Source organism: Geobacillus sp. YF-1, assembly GCF_052692335.1.
Window position 1 is genome coordinate 2140276 of record NZ_CP199850.1, and the last position, 19872, is coordinate 2160147.

Sequence of the window (19872 nt, forward strand, 5' to 3'; positions counted from 1 at the left end):
GTGCTACAGTTGATTCAACTCGTCCGTCAGGCGGCGGAACGCCTCTTCATCGCGGCGGTCGAGCGCTTCATCGATCCATTTCATGAGCCGATCGCGCCGAAACTCGTAAATGGACCGCTCCAAAAACTGTTCGGCTAGGCGCTGGTCGTTTTCGCTCACCTGTGCCTGCCTCGGCGCGTACGGGTTTTCCTCAAGGACGGCAACGTATTGCGGTGAGTGAAAAGAAGCGCGAAAATTGAGCTGAATGTAAATATCTTCGTCGCGGTTCAGCCGAATGTCATGAAACGACTTTTCCGCATCGGTCGTCATCACATTGCCTTTATAAAACCGAAACGGCACATCGTCAACGCAGTGGGTCGACATCACGATGCCGCGCGGGCAATATTGGGCGTTCTCGACGAAATGCACCTTTTGCATCAGCTGGTCATGGCTCATCAAATAGTTCAAAATCCAAACACACTCGCGCCGCTTCAACTGGTAATGGCTTAAAAACCAACGGATAAACTCCTTTTTTTCATTGACGGACACGTGTGTCATTGTGCGCTTCCCCCTCGATCGGTTTCCAAAAAAGAGGTTGGGCCACCGCTTCTCCCCTACTCCTCCAGTTCCAACAGAACGTCAGCCGCCTCAGTGTGCGTTGGGTCGAGGCGAACGATTTGTTGAAATATTTCTCTCGCCGCCGCTCGATTTCCTTCTTCGATGAGAAAATATCCATACTCTTCGAGAAAATCGATGTCGTGTTTAAAGAAATTATATGCCTCATTGTAATGGTTTAATGCATCTTCATACCGCTCAAGCCGGTGTTTGGCGCGCCCTAAATCCCATTCGAACTGCGGGTCGTACTCACCATCGGCCATCGCCCCTTCCAACAGCGACACGACCTCCTCATAGCGCTGTTCGTTTCGCCAAAGCGCCGATAAAACGGTGAGCGCCTCGATGTAGCCCCCATCGATCTCAAGCGCTTTTTTCAAGTGTTCCTCCGCTTCCTCCGGCTTGTTGAGCTTGAGCGCCAGTTTGCCGGCGTAAAGGCGGAGCTCTTTATTCCATTCATCGACGCCGATGCCCTCAAGCGCCGTCTCATAGCTCTCAACAAGCCGCCCTTCCTGTTCATACGCTTTCGCTAGGTGAAGGTAAAGCGGGCTGTAGTCGGGGTCGAGCGCCTTTAAGGCGCTAAACTGCTCGATGGCCGTTTGCGCATAGCCGGCCTGCAAGGCGGTGAACCCATAAGCGAACAACGTCCGGCTGTCCGTTTTTTCCCGAAGCGCCTCTTGATAATACGGGAGCGCGGCTTCGAATTCGCCTGAGCGGCTGAGCGCCTCAGCGATTCGCTCGGCGATCAAGACGCCGGCCAGCTCCGTTCCTGTTTTCCGCACTTGCTCATAAAGCGGCACGCTTCTCGCGTACTCGCCTTGGGAAAAATAGAGCTCAGCGAGCGCCAATGGCACGATTGGCTCATGAGGCGCTTTTTCATAGGCTTGGCGCAACTTTCGCTCGCTCACTTCCGTCAGCCCTTGCATTTCGTACAAATCGGCAGCCAGCAAGCAGGCGCGCACGAATTGCGGATCGTCCTCGCCAATCTCTGCCAAAATGGCAAGCGCATCGTCTTCCGCTTCCAATTCCGTATACACTTCAGCCAAAAACAGGCGAATATCGCCATCATCCGGGTAGCGGGCGGCAAGCTCTTCAAGCAGCTCTTTCGCTTCTTCCGGCATCCCTAAGCCGTACAAATAGTCGGCAAGCGCATACTTTTCCTCATCATTTCCGTATTGTTTCACCTTCGGCACGAGCGCCAGCGCTTGATCGATGTGGCCGTTTTCCACAAGCCGAATGATCTGTTCGACGCGTGTCATGCTTCGTCAGCCCTCTCCTGCAGCAAGGAGCGCGAATCCGCTTCGGTCTGAGGCCCCTTGCTTGTTCAAATTATGTACCGTTCCAACCGGAACATCCATTATCATAATCGACAACGGCCGTTTCGGCAACCAAACCGCTCACCGATCGCCATCGGCTCGTCATGTATCCGCTTTCAAAAAAGAAGTGGAGAAGCCCGCCCTCTCATTGACAACATATGAGGGAACAGTGCCAAATAGAACCGCCCGCCCGCTCGAGGCGGGGGGCGGTCACAACAAGGAACGAAGATCGGCAAAAAACGTTGGGTAAGAGACGGCGACCGCCTCTTTCCGGTTAAGGCGGACCCGGCCTTTCGTGATGCAGGCAGCAATGGCGAGCATCATGCCGATCCGATGATCGCCGTGGCTGTCGACTACAGCGTCATCGGCCACCAGCGGCGTTTTCCCGCGGATGATCATGCCGTCATCGGTCGCTTCAATGTCGGCGCCAAGCTTTTTCAGCTCGGCCACGACCGTATCGATCCGATTCGTTTCTTTCACCTTTAGCTCAGCAGCATCGCGAATGACCGTCGTCCCTTCCGCTTGCGTCGCGAGCAGAGCGATGATCGGGATTTCATCGATCAATCTTGGAATCAGATCGCCGCCAATATCGACCGCCCGCAGTGTTGACGTGCGGACCGTTATGTCGGCAACCGGCTCGGTCTCCTCGTTGCGGACGTTGTCAATGGCGAGATCCGCGCCCATTTGCGCAAGCACGTCGAGGATGCCGGTCCGCGTCGGATTGAAGCCGACGTTTTTCAGCGTAATTTCACTGTTTGGCACAATGGCGCCGGCGACCAAGAAAAAGGCGGCCGATGAAATGTCGCCGGGAACGTAAACGCGCGTCCCCTCTAAGCGCTGCGGACCCGCTATGGAGACGGTGAAGCCGGCAACGTCCACCCCGCCTCCAAACAGCCGAATCATCCGCTCCGTATGGTCGCGCGAACGGTGCGGTTCCGTAACCGATGTCACGCCGTCTGTGAACAAGCCGGCAAGCAAGACGGCCGATTTCACTTGGGCGCTGGCCACCGGCGAAGCGTAATGAATGGGGCGGAGCGCGCCGCCGCGAACGGAAAGCGGCGTATAATTGCCGCCCTCGCGCCCGTCAATGTGCGCCCCCATCTCGCGCAGCGGCTTCGTCACCCGGCCCATCGGCCGCCTGGCGATCGATTCGTCGCCGACCAAGCAGGCGTGAAACGGCTGGCCGGCCAAAATGCCGAGCAAAAGGCGCGCCGTCGTCCCGGAGTTGCCGACATCGAGCACCGCGGCCGGCTCGCGCAACCCGCCGGGGCCGACTCCTTCGACAACGACGGTCGTCCCGTCTTGGCGAATGTCAACGCCGAGTTTGCGGAAACAATCGATGGTGCTCAAACAATCCGCTCCGGGCAAAAAGTGTTCGATTACCGTCCGCCCGGAAGCAAGCGCGCCAAGCATGACGGCGCGATGGGAAACCGACTTGTCGCCGGGCACTTCAATCGCGCCCCGGAGCGCTGAGACGTTCGTTGGCAGCTGCATCAAAACCCCTCCACTATCTTTCATCGTTGCCTTGATCGGCGGCATCGCCCTATCCCTCATAGGCGGCATAGCTCGTATGTTGGGCGAGGCACGCTTTCGCCCGCGCCCGGTCCTCCTCGCTTTGAAAGCTGAGACGAAGCACGCCGTAAATTTCTTCGCGCGTTTCAATAATGCGAATGTTGGTGATGCTGATGTTTTCCTTCGCCAAGTAGCCGGTCACCTCGGAAATGACGCCCGGATAATCCGGCACATCGACGTACAGATCATAGAAGGACGGGATCGCCCCTTTCGTGCGCGCCGGCAGTCCGTCGCGAAATTGCTTGGCTTCTAGAAAGTAATGGTAAATGGCCGGGCTGTTTTCTTCTTCGACAAAGGAACGCAACTTTTCCATCTCCGCCATCCATCGGTCAAACAACGTCAGCATCTCCTGCTTATTATGGATCAAGATATCGCGCCACATTTCCGGATTGCTCGACGCAATGCGAGTGATATCGCGAAAGCCGCCGGCCGCCAGCCGGCTGACAAGCGCATTTTCACACTCGTACTCGCGCGCCTGATGGACAAGGCTCGCCGCGATCAAATGCGGAAAATGGCTGATGACCCCGGTGATGCGGTCATGTTCCTCGGGCGTCAAGATGACGAACTGGGCCTTCGTTCCGGAAAGCCATCGTTTCAGGATTTCGACCCGCTGCACCGCCACCTCTTCGGTCGGCGTCAAAATGTAAAACGCATTTTCGAACAGATGAGCTCTAGCCGCCGCCACCCCGCTTTTATGCGATCCGGCCATCGGGTGGCCGCCGATGAAAGCTACGCCGCGTTCAAGCAGGCGGCGCGCCCGTTCGACGATGCGCCGCTTTGTGCTGCCTACATCCGTCACAATGACGCCCGGCTTCAGCCGCTCAAGCGGCAGCGAGGAGAGCAGCGCCTCTGTCTGCATGACCGGGGCGGCCAAAACGATCAAATCAGCCCGTTCGTATGCTTCGGTCAATGAACCGGCGGCCTCATCGATGACTTTGAGCGAACGGGCCAAGCCGAGCTGCCGCTCATCGACGTCATACCCAATGATCACCGCCTCCGGATGCGCTTTTTTGATGGCGAGCGCCATCGATCCCCCAATCAAGCCAAGGCCGACAATCAACACGTTTCCTTCCAATCGTCCCACCTACTTATGTAAACATGCGCCTGCCGCCTCAAAAAGCGGCAGGCATGTTCTTCCGAAAGTTCGCCATCAAGCCTCTAGGCGAGCTGTGCTTCCCGCAGCATCTCCGAAAGAAGCGTAAACACGCGATCGTTTTGCTCTTTCGTGCCGACAGTGATGCGCACCCCGTTCGGCAAGCCAAGCGCCCGTCCCGAGCGGACGATCACACCCCGCTCAAGCAAGTAGCGGAACACCTCATCGCCGTCCACTCCAACCTCCATAAACAAAAAGTTCGTTTGCGACGGATAATACTTCAGGCCGTTCTCCTCGCAAAAGCGATAATACCGCTCAAGCTCGGCCCGATTTCGCTCAACGCAGGCGCGGATGAACGCCTGATCGTCAAGAGCGGCAACGGCGGCGGCTTGGGCGATGGTGGAGGTGTTAAACGGTTCGCGCGCCGGTTCAATGGCGCGAATGAGCGACTCGTTGGCGATGCCATAGCCGACGCGGAGCGCGGCAAGCCCGTACGCTTTCGAGAACGTGCGCATAATGACAAGCTGTTCGTACTCGTTCAACAGCGGAACGGTCTGCGGATAATCGGCCGCTGTGACGTACTCATAGTACGCCTCGTCCAAAACGACAAGCACGTGCGGCGGCACACGGTCCAAAAAGGCGCGCAACTCCGTTTCGTTCACGTACGTGCCGGTCGGGTTGTTCGGATTGCAAATCCACACGATGCGCGTATTCCCGTCGATGGCGTTAAGCATCGCCTCTAAATCGTGCCGGCCGTCAACGAGCGGCACTTCGCGCACGTCCGCCCGTTCGATGACGGCGTTGTGCCGGTACTGCGGGAACGTCGGCGTCGCCATGACCGTGTTCGCACCCGGCTCCAGGAAGGCGCGGCAAACCATTTGCACGACTTCATCCGAACCGTTGCCAAACAGCAGCTGTGTTTCCTTGACGCCGAGATGCTTCGCCACTTTTTCACGCAGCGTACGGGCATAACCGTCCGGATAGAAGGCGAGGTGGTCAAGCCTAGCGGCGATGGCCGCTTTCACCGCCGGCGACGAACCGTATGGATTCTCATTGGAAGCTAGTTTAATAATTTCGGAAAGGCCGTACTCCCGCTTCACTTCTTCGATGGATTTTCCCGGCTGGTACGGGGAAAGCCCCCGGAGCGATTCCTTGACTTGCATCGATCGCCAACTCCTTCATTGGAACTTTTCGCGCGAAGCACACGGTTCGCGCAGCGGCGCGGCGAGCGCGCGAGCATAGGCCGCAAACTCAGCGATGGCCGCTTCCTTTTCCCCCGGCGCCTGCAGGCGTTCAAGCAGCTGTTCGACTTTCTGGACGAGCGCGCTGCCAACGACAACGCCGTCGCATTCGCGCTTGAGCACCGCCACTTGCTCGGGCGTGGAAACACCAAAACCAACGACAACGGGCACGCGGCTATGCCGCTTGACTTCACCGAGAAAATCGCCAAGCGTCTCGGGCAGCGTCTCGCGCACACCGGTGACGCCAAGTGAAGAGACGCAGTACAAAAACCCTTCAGCCGCGGAAGCGATCCGCTCGATCCGCTGCTTCGACGTCGGAGCGACGAGCGAAATGAGCGGCAGACCAAACCGCTCGCCAAGCCGACGGAGCGGCGCGCTTTCCTCAAACGGCAAATCAGGGATGAGCACGCCGTCGGCGTCATTTTCCCGCGCTAAAGCAAAAAAGGATTCTTCTCCTAATTGTAACACAGGATTATAATACGTAAAGATGATAATCGGAATTTTGACTCCTTTTTTTCGCATCTCGGCGACGAGATGAATGGCTTTCGGCAGCGTCATTTGTCCGGCGAGCGCCCGAGCGGCAGCCCGCTGGATCGTCGGTCCATCGGCGAGCGGATCGGAGTACGGCACACCAAGCTCGAGGACATCCGCCCCGGCGTCTTGGAGCGCCAACGCAAGGTCGACGGTCAAAGCGGCGGTCGGATCGCCGGCCACGAGAAACGGGATAAAGAGCGGCGGATTAACGGACAACAACGCCTTCACCTTCCTTCCCACCGAGATGATGCATCATCGTCTGCACATCTTTGTCACCGCGGCCTGACAGGCAAACGAGCACCGTCTCATCCGGGGTCATCCGGCGGGCGAGTTCAACCGCTTTTGCCACCGCGTGGGCCGATTCGATCGCTGGAATGATCCCTTCTGTTTGCGCCAGCAGTTGGAACGCGGCGATCGCTTCCGCATCGGTCGCGCTTTCGTAGTCGACGCGGCCAATGCTCGCCAAATACGCGTGTTCCGGACCGACGCCGGGATAATCCAAGCCGGCGGAAATCGAATACGGTTCGAGAATTTGCCCGTATTCATCCTGCAGCAAGTACGTCATCGCCCCGTGGATGACTCCTTTCGTCCCTTTGGTAATGGTCGCCGCATGGTGCGGAGTGTCGATCCCTTTGCCGGCCGCCTCGACGCCGACGAGACGGACGTCATCTTGCAAAAACGGGTAAAACATGCCGATGGCGTTGCTGCCGCCGCCGACGCAGGCGACGATCACATCCGGAAGCTTTCCTTCGCGGGCAAGAAACTGTTCTTTCGCTTCATCACCGATCACGCGCTGAAATTCACGCACCATTTTCGGATATGGATGGGGACCGACGACCGAACCGATCATATAAAAGTGGTCATCGCAATGAGCGACCCAGTAGCGGATCGCCTCGTTCGTCGCGTCTTTCAGCGTCCGGTTGCCGCTTGACACCGGCACGACTTCAGCGCCTAACAGCTTCATGCGAAACACGTTCAGCGCTTGCCGCTTTATGTCCTCTTCCCCCATAAAGACGATGCACTCCAAGCCGAAGTGAGCGGCCACGGTCGCCGCCGCTACCCCGTGCTGCCCGGCGCCGGTTTCGGCGATCAGCTTTTTTTTGCCCATCCGCCGCGCCAAAAGCGCCTGACCGATGGCGTTGTTGATTTTATGGGCGCCCGTGTGGTTTAAATCTTCGCGCTTTAAATAAATTTTCGCGCCGCCCGCCCATTCTGTCAAATTCGGCGCGAACGTCAGCGGCGTCGGCCGCCCGGAATACTCGTGCAAAATGCGCACATATTCGCTCTGAAACGACTCGTCGGCTAACGCGCGGTCAAGCTCTGCTTCCAGTTCCTCAAGCGGACGCATGAGCGTCTCCGGAACAAATTTGCCGCCGAAATCGCCGAATCGGCCGTATTCATTTGGAACGTGTTCCCTCATCGAAGCCACCTTCTTTTCATTTTTGTCCGCAGGAAAAAAGCCGCCTGCTAACGGGCCGTTGCCGCAGCGGCGCGGTTTCGCCTCGCGGCACGGGCTCCCGTCACTCCCCTTTTTCCCCGCAACATCGTTTGACCTTGTGTTCGATTCGCTTCATCTTGGACGGATCTTTGCGGCCGTCTGTTTCGATGCCGCTGCTGATGTCGATGCCGTCAGGACGATAGGCCGCAAGCCGTTCGACATTGTCCGGAGTGATGCCGCCGGCGATAAAGCACGGCACGCCTTGGCGCGCCGCCTCTTCCAAATAACGCGGCACCGCCTCCCAATCGAAAGTGACGCCCGTGCCCCCCCATGCGCCGGCGACGCGGCTGTCAACGACATAGCCATCGGCAAGGCCGGCATACTGTTTCATCGCTGCAAGCGCTCCGTCACCATGGTGAATCGCCTTCCAGACCGGGAGGCGCACCGCCTCTTTCACCGCGGCCAGCTCCGCTCGATCCTCCCGCCCGTGGCATTGAATGATATGGAGCGGGAGTTCGCGGACGACGGCCGCGATCCGTTCGACCGGGGCGTTGACAAACACGCCGACAAGCTGTTTCGCCCCGAGCGCCTGACCGTCGAGCCAACATCTCACTTCCGCGGGCAACACTTTCCGCCTGCTCTCAGCAAAAATAAAACCGAGATAGTCAGCCCCGCTTGCCAAGGAAGCCTGCACGTCCTCACGGGATCGGTTTCCGCAGTATTTCAAGCGGATCATTCTCATCTCCCTCTCCAAACAGCCGGTAAACCGCCCGCTCCACATCCGGCTGGCGCATGAGTGATTCACCGACGAGCATAGCCTGCGCCCCATACGATTCCACCGTCTTTACATCGCTGTAAGAGCCGATCCCGCTTTCACTGACGATGACGCACGATGACGGAATGAGCGGGGCAAGCGTTTTGGTCGCCTCAAGCGTCGTCACAAACGTGCGCAAATTCCGGTTGTTAATGCCCACCACTTCGGGCGTAAACCGTTCAAGCACGCGCTCTAGCGTTTCTTTCTCGTGCACTTCGACCAAACATTCCAGCCCACGGTCATACGCTTCTCGATAAAGCGACTCCAACGTGTCAACAGAAAGAGCCTCGCCGATCAGCAAAATGGCATCGGCCCCAAGCCGGGCGCTTTCCTCCACCTGCCGTCGGTCGATGATAAAATCTTTGCGCAGCACCGGGATGTCGACCGCTTCTTTGACCGCTTGCAAATAGCGGCGGTGCCCTTGGAAATATCGTTCATCCGTCAGCACGCTGATGGCGTCGGCCCCGGCGCGCTCATACGCTTTGGCGATGGCGACCGGATCAAAATCGGCGCGGATGATCCCTTTTGACGGCGACGCTTTTTTCACCTCGGCGATCAACCCGAGCGCCCGCCGCGGCCGTCGGAGCGCCGCCGCAAACGAGCGGCGCTTCGGTTGTGGCAGCGGTTCCGGCCATACGAATGTGTCCAGTTCGCTTCGCTTCGTCGCTAAGATTTGTTCAAGCATCGTGCACCACTTCCTTCGTCCGCAGCCGCTCCAGCTGGGCGTAGGCGGTTTTGGACAAAATGGCGTCTTTTGCCATCGCCGTCCCGGCGGCGATCGTTTCGGCCTTGCCGGCGGCGTACAGAGCGGCGCCGGCATTCAATGCCACCATGTTTACGGCGCTGGCTGGAGCCGTCCCTTCCATAACGGCCTGAAGCAGGGCGGCGCTTTCTTCCGGATTGCGCACTTGCACATCGGCGAGCGCGCCGCGCGGAAGGCCGGCATCTTCCGGGGCGATGACGAAACGGCGGATCTCGCCGTTTTTCAGTTCGACGACATCGGTTTCCGCCGCAATGCTGCATTCATCGAGACCATCGCGGCCGGTGACAAACAAGACGTGTTCGGAACCAAGGCGGCGCATCGTCTCGGCCAGCTTCTCCGCATAATCCGTCGAGGAAACGCCGATGACTTGCCGCTTGCAGCGCGCCGGGTTGGCCAGCGGGCCGATCAAATTGAACACCGTGCGGAAGCCGATTTCCTTCCGCGGCCCAGCCGCGTGTTTCATCGCCGCGTGATACAGCGGAGCGAACAAAAACGCCAATCCTGTTTGATCCAACGCCCGCCTGGCGGTCTCCGGCGACGATTGGATATCGATGCCGAGCCGCTCCAACACATCGGCGCTGCCGCTTTTCGATGAGACGGCGCGGTTGCCGTGCTTTGCCACTTTGACCCCGAGCGAAGAAACGACGATCGCGGCGGCGGTGGAGACGTTGAACGTCGCCGCGCCGTCTCCACCTGTGCCGCACGTGTCAATGACCTCATCACCGGCGTCAATGGCCGTCATTCGATCGCGCATCGCCCGCACAAACCCGACCAATTCATCCACCGTCTCCCCGCGCACGCGCAACATCGACAACAAACTGGCGATTTGGCTGGCGGTCGCCTCCCCCGCCATCACCGCATTCATCGCCGCGTACGCTTCCGCTTCGGTCAGCGTTTGCCCTTCTGCGCACTTTCCAAGCAGCTCTTTTAGCATACGGTCCTCTCCCCCTTGACAACGAATCGTTCCGCTTGTTCGATCGCCTTTAGTAACGCGCTCGCTTTATTGCGCGTCTCTTTCCATTCGAGTTCCGGAATCGAGTCAGCGACGATCCCGGCGCCCGCCTGCACGTAAGCGCAGCCGTCTTTGACGACCGCCGTCCGAATAGCGATGCAAGAATCGATGTTGCCGTCAAAGCCGATGTAAGCCATGGCCCCAGCGTACAGCCCGCGGGCAGTCGGTTCGAGCTCCTGCAAAATTTGCATCGCCCGCACTTTCGGCGCCCCGCTGACCGTCCCGGCCGGAAATGCGGCAAGCAGGGCATCGATCGGATGAACGTCGTCCTTCAGCTCCCCGACGACTTTGGAAATTAAATGCATGACATGCGAAAACTTCCCGATCTCCAGCAAAACCGGCGTTTCGACCGTTCCGAACTTCGCGACGCGGCCGATATCGTTGCGCGCTAAATCGACGAGCATGTAATGCTCGGCCCGCTCTTTCGGGTCGCGATACAGCTCATCAGCAAGCGCGGCATCTTCCTCCGGCGTCCGGCCGCGCCGCCTCGTCCCTGCGATCGGGTCGATTTCGACGCGCCGCTTTTGCACTTGAATAAGCTTTTCCGGCGAGCTGCCGACGATTTCTGTTCCATCCATGCGAAAGTAAAACATGTACGGAGACGGATTGATATGGCGGAGCAGGCGGTAAATGGGAAATCCACCCGCTTGCACCGGCACGGAAAACCGTTGCGACAGCACCGCTTGAAACACGTCGCCGGCGGCGATATATTGCTTGACTTTTTCAACATCGCGTAAAAATTGATCTTTGTCGTAATTGGACACCACCCCAGCAAACGAAACGGCGCCTTTGACTTCTTCCGCCGCCGGCAGCAGCAGCCGCTCGCTTTGCTCTCTTGCCGCTTTCGCCGCCAAGGTGTCAAGCCGCTTCTTTGCGGCGCTGTATGCTTCGATCCGTTCTTGTTTCGTTTCCCCGCCGTTCAACCGAATGTAGTGAATGAGGGAAAGTTCGCGTTTTTGATGGTCAAAGACAAACAGCGACTCGCAAAAGACGAAATAAGCGGCTTTCATGGCGACATCGCGATGGCGATGGCGCGGCACTTTTTCGATGGCAGAAATCAAATCATAGGCTAAAAACCCGACCGCGCCGCCAGCAAACGGCGCCACCCCGACAAGCGGCTTGACAGCGAGCGTCCGCTCGACCCACTGAAACGCCTCTTTCAGCGTCGGAGCCGTCATGCGCTCCATGCCGGTTTCGTCCTTGACTGTAAACGTCTCCCCCGTTTCGCTTTCAAGAGTCAAAAACGGAGAAACACCGATAAAGGAATAACGCGCCCACGGCGATTCATCATCTTTGCTTTCGAGCAAAAACACCGCTTCATCACGCAAATTGTGAAACACGCCAAGCGGTTCGATGACATCGGCCAAAAATTTGCGCACGATCGGAATGGTGTGAAACTTGTCGGCATCCGCCAAAAAAGCGGCCAACTCATCGGTAGACATCTCTTCTCCTCCCCTCCGGACAGCCGGGTGGAGAATGAGGGTTTATGAGGCGAAATGTGAGGAAAGAAAAGCCCAAAGACGGTCGTCTTTGGGCAGATGATCGCCAATCAAAGCAACCTCACCTCGGCTAAACTCGCTCATTCTCATCTACCCTGCGCTCGTTCTCTGCTCATGCTCTGCTTCCACCGCCCGCGCCAGAAGGCCGGGGATTTAAGGGAGCAAGCCGCTTATCAAGCTCGTTTCTCCTTGTCGCATCAAGATCGTCTTTCAAACGCTCCCCATTGCTCAAAAGAAACAACCGTTTTTCACCAAGCCATCTAGAAAGACGGGGATTTCGTGTAAAGTGCTACTGATCCCATCCGTTTCTCAATGAGAGAACCCTTGCCGAATCAGCTTTCTTTGAAAAGCCGCCGCTTGGTGTTGACAGCGGTTTTTCACCGGCCTTCTAGGCGGGCAAAGAAGTTATTTTCACTATATTACATTTCTGTTTTTTCTGTCAACGTTGACATTCTCCGAAGCGGCTTTCACGATCGGATAAGTCGGGCCGCAGCCCGACCGCCTCTCCCAAATACACATGGTGGATCTCATGCTGTCCCTTCTCGGTCGCCACCGTCATCATGACGCGAATGCAGCGCGGCAAAGAGCCGGGCACTGGAATTTCTCTTGTACACATGACCGGCACATACGTCCAACCGTCAATTCGCCGCAGCGCCTGCGCCGGAAACGCCGCATCGATGTCATCAGTGACGGAAATGAGCACGAAGGACACGTGATCAGCGGCGACATCATTGGCGCGGATCATCTCGCGCAACAACGTTTCTGTCGCCGTTACGATTTCGTTCGCCTCGTTTTGTTCGACCGTGATCGCCCCGCGAATGCCGCGGATCATCGCCCTCCCCCCTGTCGGACAAACTCCTCAAGCCATGCGAGCAGGCAGCCATCCTCCAGCTCCGCTACTTCCACGTCGCCAATCGCGCGAAGCAGCACCATTCTCACCGTCCCGGCGTATGACTTTTTGTCGCCCTTCATTCGTTCAAGCAGACGGACGGGCTGAACCGTTGGCGGCGGCGCGGTCGGGAAGCCGTATCCGGCCAGCCACTCGTCCAGGCGCTCAGCGGCGAACGAGCAGCCGTAGAAGCGTTCGCTAACTAGCACGGCAAACAACATGCCGATCGCCACGGCCTCCCCGTGGGTGAGCGCGCCGTACCCGCACTCGCTCTCTAGCGCATGGCCGAGCGTATGGCCGAAGTTCAAATGAGCGCGCACCCCGGTCTCTTTTTCATCTTCGCGCACGATTGCCGCCTTAATGTCAATGCCTTTTTCGATGCAATAAACGAGCTTCTCGCCGCGCAAGTCAGACAACGTCTTGATTTCGGCGCGCAGCCACTCGTAAAAGCGGCGGTCGCGGATGAGCGCATGTTTGATGACCTCGGCAAATCCGGAGCGGAGTTCACGCTCAGGCAGCGTGCGCAAAAACGCGGTGTCATACACCACGGCCTCGGGCTGATGGAAAGCGCCGATCATATTTTTTCCGCGCGGATGGTTGATGGCGACCTTGCCGCCGACGGCGCTGTCATGGGCCAACAATGTCGTCGGCATTTGGATGTAGCGGATGCCCCGCATATAGGTAGCGGCGACAAATCCGGCCAAATCGCCGACAACGCCGCCGCCGAGCGCAACAATGATCGAGCGGCGATCAAGGCCAAACTCGAGCGCTGCCGTTTGGCAGGCGTAATAATTCTCAAACGACTTGGCCGCCTCGCCGCTCGGAATGACAAAGGCCGAGGCATCATAACCGGCAGCGACGAGCAACGACCGCACCTCATCCAAATACAACGACGCCACAACCTCATCCGTGACCATCAGCAGCTTCGTTCCAGGCGGGCAGGAGAGCGACCGCAGCAAACTTGGCAGCGCACCGGCCGCGCCATCCCCTAAAAGAAGCGGATATAGTTTCGTCGCCGTTTCGATCGTTCGCTCGATCATCGTCAAAACTCCCTCGCGTAACGCCGGGCGCGCTCGACGTTTTCCTTGATCAAGTCGATCCGATCCTGCCCGAATTGCGCCACGATCGCCGCGGCCACTTCCCAGGCAACGACCGCCTCGGCAACGACGCTCGCCGCCGGCACGGCGCAGCTGTCCGACCGTTCGATGCTGGCCGCAAACGGTTCTTTCGTGTCGATGTCAACGCTTTGCAGCGGTTTATACAGCGTCGGGATCGGCTTCATCACCCCGCGAACGACGATCGGCATCCCGGTCGTCACCCCGCCTTCAAAGCCGCCCGCCCGGTTGGTGCGGCGCGAAAAGCCTTCTTCCGGGCTCCAAACGATCTCATCGTGCACTTCGCTTCCCGGACGGCGCGCCGCTTCAAAGCCGATTCCGAATTCAACGCCTTTAAACGCGTTGATGCTGACGACCGCCGCGGCGATTTTGGCGTCAAGCTTCCGGTCGTAATGGACATAGCTGCCGACTCCAGCCGGAACGCCCTCAACGATCACTTCCACGATGCCGCCGATCGAATCGCCGTTTTTCTTCGCTTGATCGATCGCTTCCATCATTTTTTGCCCCGCCTCCGGGTCAAAGCAGCGCACCGGCGACTCTTCCGTCACCGCCTGCAATTCCTCCAGCGAACGATAATCAAGCTTCTTGGCGCGCACGCCGCCGATTTCGATGACATGGCCGGCGACGCGGATGCCGACCTCTTGCAAAATGCGTTTCGCCACCGCTCCGGCGGCGACACGCACGGTCGTTTCGCGCGCTGACGAACGCTCGAGCACATTGCGCATATCGCGATGCCCGTATTTCAGAGCGCCGTTTAAATCGGCATGCCCCGGCCGCGGACGCGTCACTTTCCGCTTCACTTCCGCTTCGTCATCCACCGGTTCAACCGCCATAATCGTTTGCCAATGTTTAAAATCGCGATTCTCGACGACGAGCGCGATCGGCGAACCGAGCGTTTTGCCGTGCCTGACGCCGGCGGTGATGTTCACTTCGTCTTTTTCGATCTGCATACGCCGGCCACGCCCGTACCCTTTTTGCCGACGCGCCAATTCTTGATTGATATGCTCGGCGCGCAGCTCTAGACCGGCCGGCACTCCTTCCAAAATGGCCGTCAGTTGCGGGCCGTGCGATTCCCCTGCTGTCAAATACCGCACCTTCGTCTCTCCCTTCAGGTCTTTAACGCGTTTAAGTAAAAATATATCATAAATGCGAAAAATGAAAATAGTGATTTGAAAAAAAAACTGCTACTTTCGACGGTAAAAAAACGTTTCCTCCACCTCGAACCCATACAAGCCGGGGTTGAAAATTTGCTCGGTGCTGCCGACAAACAGCACGCCGCCGGGCCGCAGTGCCGCATGGAACTTCCGATACAGCGTCCGCTTCGCCTCCTCGGTAAAATAAATGAGCACATTGCGGCAGACAATTAAATCAAACGGCCCCGGAAACGGATCAGCGAGCAGGTTATGTTTCTCAAACGTCACCGTCCGCTTGATCTTGTCGTCTATTTTATACCAATCGCCGTCTTTCGTAAAAAATTTTTTTCTCATCGCCTCCGGCAGCTCGGCGAGCGATCGTTCGCTGTACAAGCCAAGCCGCGCGCGGGCGAGCGCGTTTTCATCGATGTCGGTCGCCAGCACCGAGATGCGCGGAAGCGGCACGTGCTGAGCCAGCACCATCGCCAACGTATACGGCTCTTCGCCGGTCGAGCACGCGGCGCTCCATACGCGCGGACGAGGGTTTTCCGCTAAGAGCCGCGGCAAAATGGTCTGTTCCAACACTTCCCACCGTTTGGCATTTCGGTAAAATTCGGACACATTGATCGTCATGCGATCCAAACACTCATGCCATAGAGCCGGATCTTTTTCCATCGCCGCAAACAGTTCGGTGAAGCTGTTCAATCCTTTTTTGGCGTAAAGCGCCGCCAGCCGCCGCTTCATCTGCGCTTCTTTGTACAAGGACAAATCGATGCCTGTTTTTCGTTTCACTTTGGCGATAAACTGCGCGTAATCGTCCATCGTCGTCTCCCTCTCCCTCATGGATCGATGATGAAAATGGAAAACCGGCCGAATTGCGGCCGGTCTTCGCATCAGTACAGCCATGCGTTGATCTGTTTCGAGTAGCGGACGAGCTCGTCTTCTTTAAAGAACAAATTGATTTCCCGTTCGGCGCTTTGCGGCGAGTCGGAGCCGTGGATGACGTTTTTGCCGACCGTCAAACCGAAGTCGCCGCGGATCGTGCCGGGGGCAGCCTCCTGTGGATTCGTTTTCCCCATCATTTGCCGGGCGGCGGCGATTACGTTTTCGCCTTCCCACACCATGGCAAACACCGGCCCGGAAGTGATGAAATCAACGAGTTCGCCGAAGAACGGGCGCTCTTTATGCTCGGCGTAATGTTGCTCAGCCAGTTCGCGCGACACTTGCATCAGCTTGGCGCCAACGAGCTGGAAGCCCTTTTTTTCAAAGCGGGCGACAATCTCGCCGATCAAATTGCGTTGAACTCCGTCCGGCTTCACCATGATGAATGTCCGTTCTGCCATTCGCTCTCCACCCCTACCGTCGTATGTACTGGGAGACAAGCTCCCACCCATCATAGTATCATGGTTTCCCGCCGTTGGCAACCGACTCCTTGAAAGCGCTAATAATCCCTTTTTCCAATATACAGCGCGAGATCGCGCAACAAGGAGCGCGCCTGGTTGGCCGGCAGCTCATCGAGGAGGTGGAGCGCCTTTTCCAAATAACGGTCGCTGAGCGCATACGACCGCTCGATGGCGTCCGTTTGTTTGATCGCCGCCAATATAGCGGCCATCTCTTCCGCATTCGTGTCCGCGCCGACGGCGGTAATTTTAGACCGCACGCGCGCATCGCCAAGGGCATACAGCACCGGCAGCGTGATGTTTCCTTGCAGCAGATCGCTCCCGGCCGGTTTGCCGAGCTGTTCTTCCGTCCCGGTAAAGTCGAGAATGTCATCGGTGATTTGAAACGACATGCCGACGTAATGGCCGAACCAATACAGCCGGTTGGTCACCGCTTCGGGGGCGCCGGCGGCTAACGCGCCAAGCTGGCAGCTGGCAGCGATCAATAGCGCCGTTTTGCGGCGGATGCGCCGCAAATACGTGCGCAGCGGCTGGTCGAATCGGTATTTGTCCTTGATTTGCTCGATTTCCCCGCGGCACACTTCGACAATCGTCTCCGCCAGCACTTGATGGGCGCGCGGGTCATCGAGCGCCGCCATCCGTTCCAGCGAACGGGCAAACAAATAATCGCCGGTGTACATGGCAAAGCGGTTGCTCCATTTCGCTTTGATCGTCGGCCGGCCGCGGCGCGTGTCGGCGTCATCGATGACGTCATCGTGGACGAGCGACGCCATATGAATGAGCTCGAGCGCGACGGCGACATGTTTCACCTGTTCGACGTCCGCTTGGCCAAAACGGGCCGCAAGCAAGACAAAAACGGGACGGATCCGCTTTCCGCCCGCCTGCAACAAGTGAAGCGCCGCTTCTCCAAGCGCCCCGTACTCGGACCGGACCGTCCGCTCGAGCTCCGTTTCCACTGCCGCCAAATCATCATGTAAAAACGAATAAATGGCCTTCAACTTCATGGTGTTCACCTTAACTCATCGTTTATAGCCTATGTGCATCGCCGCGACGCCGAACGTGTACGGTTTGACCTCGACATCGACAAAGCCAGCTTGGCGAAACATCTCGGCCAGCTCATCCCGCCCCGGAAACTCGCGCGCCGACTCTTGCAGCCATGAATACTCCTCGTAGCTTTTCGCCAACAGCTTGCCAAACAGCGGCATGATAAACCGAAAATACAGGTAGTACAGCTGGCGAAAGCCAAACAGTGTCGGCTGCGACGTCTCCAGACAGACGGTCATGCCCCCCGGCTTCGTGACGCGGTGCATTTCCCGAAGCACTGTCATGTAATCGGGAACATTGCGCAAGCCAAAGCCGATCGTGACATAATCAAATGTGTTGTCGGGAAACGGCAGCTGCATCGCGTTGCCGTGGATGAGCGTCACATTGGCGAGGCCGCGCGCCTTCACCTTTTGCTCGCCGACTTTCAGCATGTTTTCGCTGAAATCAAGGCCGTACACTTCCCCCTCCGGGCCGACCGCTTCAGCTAGCGCGATCGCCCAGTCAGCCGTTCCGCAGCAAACGTCAAGCGCTCTTTTCCCTTTTTGCACGTTCATCCGCCGCATCACATCTTCACGCCACTTGAGATGGCGGCGAAAGCTGATCACCGAATTCATTCGGTCGTAATGAGCAGAAATGGTTTCAAATACACGATGGACTCGCTCTTCCTTCGATTGATGCATCCTTCTACCCTTCTTCCACCGTCTTTTTGCCGATGGCTTGAAACCCGCCGGAAAGCTCGGCGAGACGAAGCGCCAACAAACTGTTCAGCGGCAGATTCGCCGCAAACAGCGCTTCTTGACAACGGTCGATATAACGATCGCAAAGGCGAAGCAGCTGCCGACGCGGTTCCTTCACCGCCTTCACCCGCGGGAAGGCGATGCGCGCCATCTGGTCAAACAGTGCCGACGCCCCGCCGCGAACAAACGATTCTTTTTCCGAGCGCAAGCGCCGCAGCAGCAAATAATGGCGGGCAAACTGCCCCCACTGCGGCGCCCCGATGCGGTCGGCGAGCTTGACGAGCAGCGCTGATTCAACCGTAGCAACGGCGGAAACGAGCCGTTCGAGCTGCTCCGTTTTTTTCTCATACAGCAGCACTTTTTGTTCGTTCACCTCGCGGACCGCCTCGGCAAACAGCCGGATCAGCGCCGCATCGCCGGAGCGGGCCAACAGCTCGTAAAAAAGCCCGCTGTACAAGTCCCCGGCCAAAACGGCGAGCTGCCGCGTCCGCAAATCGCCGCCGCGATCCGTCACATCTTCATGGGTGTCAAGAGCGATTTGCATCAGCATCATGGCCGTGATGCACCGATCTGGCTCGTCCAGCGCCTCTTTGGCGCCATCAAGCATCGACAGCGAAAGCAGCAGCCGATCTTCGTCCACAGCCGGCACCGGTATATGCGCGCGCAAGTATGGATGATCGAGCAGACGTTCAATTTGTTCCTTCAATGAAGCCAGTTTCACCATGATGCCATTCACATCAACCACCCTTGTCCCCGAAAAAATATCCGCACCGTCATGTCGGACTCATTATAACATAATTTTGCCGAAAGCGCTCTAGTTTGCTAGAAATTTGCCGAATCACTTTTTCCCTTCCGATTCAATTGCGCCATGGCGCGTTTGGATGTACGCCTTTCCCCTCACTTTGATCGCCGACGTATGTTCGGTGAACTGGGCGATCAACACTTCCCCTTTGTCCAGTTTTTCCGAATGGTGGAATCGCGTGTCGGCGCCGCGCGTCAGTCCAATCACATTCACCCCGTCTTCGAGCGCCTTGATGACGACAAAGTCGCTGTTTGTGTACATCGACCTTTCCTCCTTACGCTTTGATTAACGAAAGCACTTCCGCGCGGGCGTTGGCATCCGTTTCAAACACGCCGCGCACCGCCGTTGTCACCGTTTTCGCTCCCGGTTTTTTGACGCCGCGCATCGTCATGCACATATGTTCCGCCTCCACGACAACCATCACCCCATACGGCTCGAGCGCCTCGACGATCGAGTCGGCGACCGTCGCTGTGATGCGCTCTTGCAGCTGCGGACGGCGCGCCACCGCCTCAACCGCCCGCGCGAGCTTGCTCAAGCCGGTCACTTTTCCTCCCCGGGGAATATAGGCGACATGGGCAACGCCGAAAAATGGAACCAAATGGTGTTCGCACATCGAATAAAACGGAATATCTTTGACGAGCACGAGCTCTTCATGCTCTTCGCTGAAAACGGTCTGAAAGTGCTGCTTCGGATCTTCGTTGAGCCCGGCGAACACCTCGGCATACATTTTCGCCACCCGTTTTGGCGTATCGACAAGCCCTTCGCGGTTCGGATCTTCTCCGATCGCCTCGAGAATGAGACGAACGGCATATTCAATTTGTGCAATATTGATCTCTGGCATACAAATAACATCCTCCTGCATCGTAAAAGCTGCATGTA

Annotated in this window: 21 protein-coding genes; all 21 read right to left on the bottom strand. The window is 57.7% G+C overall.

Annotation, left to right across the window (positions count from 1 at the left end; genetic code table 11):
- Positions 1-3: 3 nt before the first annotated feature.
- Positions 4-537 carry a ReoY family proteolytic degradation factor gene (locus tag ACTVIM_RS10530; protein WP_033021302.1) on the bottom strand — a complete coding sequence of 178 codons (534 nt, stop codon included), beginning with the start codon at positions 535-537 and terminating at the stop codon, positions 4-6.
- A 56-nt stretch (positions 538-593) separates the two neighbouring features.
- Complete coding sequence (locus tag ACTVIM_RS10535) at positions 594-1850, bottom strand: tetratricopeptide repeat protein (RefSeq protein ID WP_445612566.1); 1257 nt, start codon at positions 1848-1850, stop codon at positions 594-596.
- Between the two features lie 267 nt (positions 1851-2117).
- Positions 2118-3401, bottom strand: a complete 1284-nt coding sequence (gene aroA / locus ACTVIM_RS10540) for a 3-phosphoshikimate 1-carboxyvinyltransferase (protein ID WP_033844948.1) — start codon at positions 3399-3401, stop codon at positions 2118-2120.
- Between the two features lie 49 nt (positions 3402-3450).
- Positions 3451-4554, bottom strand: a complete 1104-nt coding sequence (locus ACTVIM_RS10545) for a prephenate dehydrogenase (protein WP_445612567.1) — start codon at positions 4552-4554, stop codon at positions 3451-3453.
- An 83-nt stretch (positions 4555-4637) separates the two neighbouring features.
- Positions 4638-5735, bottom strand: coding sequence for a histidinol-phosphate transaminase (gene hisC, locus ACTVIM_RS10550; RefSeq protein WP_445612568.1), 1098 nt, complete (start codon positions 5733-5735; stop codon positions 4638-4640).
- 15 nt (positions 5736-5750) lie between these two features.
- Positions 5751-6575 carry a tryptophan synthase subunit alpha gene (gene trpA / locus ACTVIM_RS10555; RefSeq protein ID WP_445612569.1) on the bottom strand — a complete coding sequence of 275 codons (825 nt, stop codon included), beginning with the start codon at positions 6573-6575 and terminating at the stop codon, positions 5751-5753.
- On the bottom strand, positions 6553-7767 hold the full coding sequence (gene trpB, locus ACTVIM_RS10560; RefSeq protein WP_445612570.1) for a tryptophan synthase subunit beta: 1215 nt from the start codon (positions 7765-7767) through the stop codon (positions 6553-6555). The genes trpA and trpB overlap by 23 nt, the downstream gene beginning before the upstream one ends.
- A 100-nt stretch (positions 7768-7867) precedes the next feature.
- Positions 7868-8521 carry a phosphoribosylanthranilate isomerase gene (locus ACTVIM_RS10565; protein WP_445612571.1) on the bottom strand — a complete coding sequence of 218 codons (654 nt, stop codon included), beginning with the start codon at positions 8519-8521 and terminating at the stop codon, positions 7868-7870.
- Positions 8484-9284 carry an indole-3-glycerol phosphate synthase TrpC gene (gene trpC / locus ACTVIM_RS10570; RefSeq protein ID WP_033021232.1) on the bottom strand — a complete coding sequence of 267 codons (801 nt, stop codon included), beginning with the start codon at positions 9282-9284 and terminating at the stop codon, positions 8484-8486. The genes ACTVIM_RS10565 and trpC overlap by 38 nt, the downstream gene beginning before the upstream one ends.
- Positions 9277-10296, bottom strand: a complete 1020-nt coding sequence (trpD, locus tag ACTVIM_RS10575) for an anthranilate phosphoribosyltransferase (protein WP_445612572.1) — start codon at positions 10294-10296, stop codon at positions 9277-9279. The genes trpC and trpD overlap by 8 nt, the downstream gene beginning before the upstream one ends.
- Entirely contained in the window at positions 10290-11816 is a 1527-nt protein-coding gene (gene trpE, locus ACTVIM_RS10580) for an anthranilate synthase component I (RefSeq protein WP_445612573.1), read from the bottom strand. The genes trpD and trpE overlap by 7 nt, the downstream gene beginning before the upstream one ends.
- A 496-nt stretch (positions 11817-12312) precedes the next feature.
- Positions 12313-12705: a chorismate mutase gene (aroH, locus tag ACTVIM_RS10585; RefSeq protein WP_445612574.1), complete on the bottom strand. Its 393-nt coding sequence runs from the start codon at positions 12703-12705 to the stop codon at positions 12313-12315.
- Positions 12702-13802, bottom strand: a complete 1101-nt coding sequence (gene aroB / locus ACTVIM_RS10590; protein ID WP_445612575.1) for a 3-dehydroquinate synthase — start codon at positions 13800-13802, stop codon at positions 12702-12704. The genes aroH and aroB overlap by 4 nt, the downstream gene beginning before the upstream one ends.
- A 2-nt stretch (positions 13803-13804) precedes the next feature.
- Positions 13805-14971, bottom strand: a complete 1167-nt coding sequence (gene aroC, locus ACTVIM_RS10595; RefSeq protein ID WP_033021220.1) for a chorismate synthase — start codon at positions 14969-14971, stop codon at positions 13805-13807.
- A gap of 90 nt (positions 14972-15061) precedes the next feature.
- Entirely contained in the window at positions 15062-15832 is a 771-nt protein-coding gene (locus tag ACTVIM_RS10600) for a CheR family methyltransferase (RefSeq protein ID WP_445612576.1), read from the bottom strand.
- A 71-nt stretch (positions 15833-15903) separates the two neighbouring features.
- Entirely contained in the window at positions 15904-16353 is a 450-nt protein-coding gene (gene ndk / locus ACTVIM_RS10605) for a nucleoside-diphosphate kinase (RefSeq protein ID WP_033021210.1), read from the bottom strand.
- A 98-nt stretch (positions 16354-16451) separates the two neighbouring features.
- The gene (gene hepT / locus ACTVIM_RS10610) at positions 16452-17414 is read right to left on the bottom strand and encodes a heptaprenyl diphosphate synthase component II (protein WP_445612577.1); all 963 of its coding nucleotides are present in this window, start codon (positions 17412-17414) and stop codon (positions 16452-16454) included.
- A 15-nt stretch (positions 17415-17429) separates the two neighbouring features.
- On the bottom strand, positions 17430-18134 hold the full coding sequence (menG, locus tag ACTVIM_RS10615) for a demethylmenaquinone methyltransferase (RefSeq protein ID WP_033021206.1): 705 nt from the start codon (positions 18132-18134) through the stop codon (positions 17430-17432).
- A 4-nt stretch (positions 18135-18138) separates the two neighbouring features.
- Positions 18139-18915 carry a heptaprenyl diphosphate synthase component 1 gene (locus ACTVIM_RS10620; RefSeq protein WP_144977260.1) on the bottom strand — a complete coding sequence of 259 codons (777 nt, stop codon included), beginning with the start codon at positions 18913-18915 and terminating at the stop codon, positions 18139-18141.
- A gap of 114 nt (positions 18916-19029) precedes the next feature.
- Positions 19030-19254: a trp RNA-binding attenuation protein MtrB gene (gene mtrB / locus ACTVIM_RS10625; protein WP_008879621.1), complete on the bottom strand. Its 225-nt coding sequence runs from the start codon at positions 19252-19254 to the stop codon at positions 19030-19032.
- 13 nt (positions 19255-19267) lie between these two features.
- A complete protein-coding gene (gene folE, locus ACTVIM_RS10630; protein ID WP_033844073.1) occupies positions 19268-19834 on the bottom strand; it encodes a GTP cyclohydrolase I FolE in 567 nt (188 codons plus the stop codon).
- Between the last annotated feature and the right edge of the window lie 38 nt (positions 19835-19872).

Excerpts from the sequence above, each read along its gene's own strand:
- aroH (WP_445612574.1), bottom strand. The coding sequence starts at position 12,705 with ATGATCCGCGGCATTCGCGGGGCGATCACGGTCGAACAAAACGAGGCG.
- ACTVIM_RS10600 (WP_445612576.1), bottom strand. The coding sequence starts at position 15,832 with ATGGACGATTACGCGCAGTTTATCGCCAAAGTGAAACGAAAAACAGGC.
- aroB (WP_445612575.1), bottom strand. The coding sequence starts at position 13,802 with ATGATCGAGCGAACGATCGAAACGGCGACGAAACTATATCCGCTTCTT.
- hisC (WP_445612568.1), bottom strand. The coding sequence starts at position 5,735 with ATGCAAGTCAAGGAATCGCTCCGGGGGCTTTCCCCGTACCAGCCGGGA.
- ACTVIM_RS10530 (WP_033021302.1), bottom strand. The coding sequence starts at position 537 with ATGACACACGTGTCCGTCAATGAAAAAAAGGAGTTTATCCGTTGGTTT.
- trpE (WP_445612573.1), bottom strand. The coding sequence starts at position 11,816 with ATGTCTACCGATGAGTTGGCCGCTTTTTTGGCGGATGCCGACAAGTTT.
- folE (WP_033844073.1), bottom strand. The coding sequence starts at position 19,834 with ATGCCAGAGATCAATATTGCACAAATTGAATATGCCGTTCGTCTCATT.
- ACTVIM_RS10565 (WP_445612571.1), bottom strand. The coding sequence starts at position 8,521 with ATGATCCGCTTGAAATACTGCGGAAACCGATCCCGTGAGGACGTGCAG.
- ndk (WP_033021210.1), bottom strand. The coding sequence starts at position 16,353 with ATGGCAGAACGGACATTCATCATGGTGAAGCCGGACGGAGTTCAACGC.
- hepT (WP_445612577.1), bottom strand. The coding sequence starts at position 17,414 with ATGAAGTTGAAGGCCATTTATTCGTTTTTACATGATGATTTGGCGGCA.
- aroA (WP_033844948.1), bottom strand. The coding sequence starts at position 3,401 with ATGCAGCTGCCAACGAACGTCTCAGCGCTCCGGGGCGCGATTGAAGTG.
- ACTVIM_RS10535 (WP_445612566.1), bottom strand. The coding sequence starts at position 1,850 with ATGACACGCGTCGAACAGATCATTCGGCTTGTGGAAAACGGCCACATC.
- menG (WP_033021206.1), bottom strand. The coding sequence starts at position 18,134 with ATGCATCAATCGAAGGAAGAGCGAGTCCATCGTGTATTTGAAACCATT.
- mtrB (WP_008879621.1), bottom strand. The coding sequence starts at position 19,254 with ATGTACACAAACAGCGACTTTGTCGTCATCAAGGCGCTCGAAGACGGG.
- trpD (WP_445612572.1), bottom strand. The coding sequence starts at position 10,296 with ATGCTAAAAGAGCTGCTTGGAAAGTGCGCAGAAGGGCAAACGCTGACC.
- trpC (WP_033021232.1), bottom strand. The coding sequence starts at position 9,284 with ATGCTTGAACAAATCTTAGCGACGAAGCGAAGCGAACTGGACACATTC.
- ACTVIM_RS10620 (WP_144977260.1), bottom strand. The coding sequence starts at position 18,915 with ATGGTGAAACTGGCTTCATTGAAGGAACAAATTGAACGTCTGCTCGAT.
- trpB (WP_445612570.1), bottom strand. The coding sequence starts at position 7,767 with ATGAGGGAACACGTTCCAAATGAATACGGCCGATTCGGCGATTTCGGC.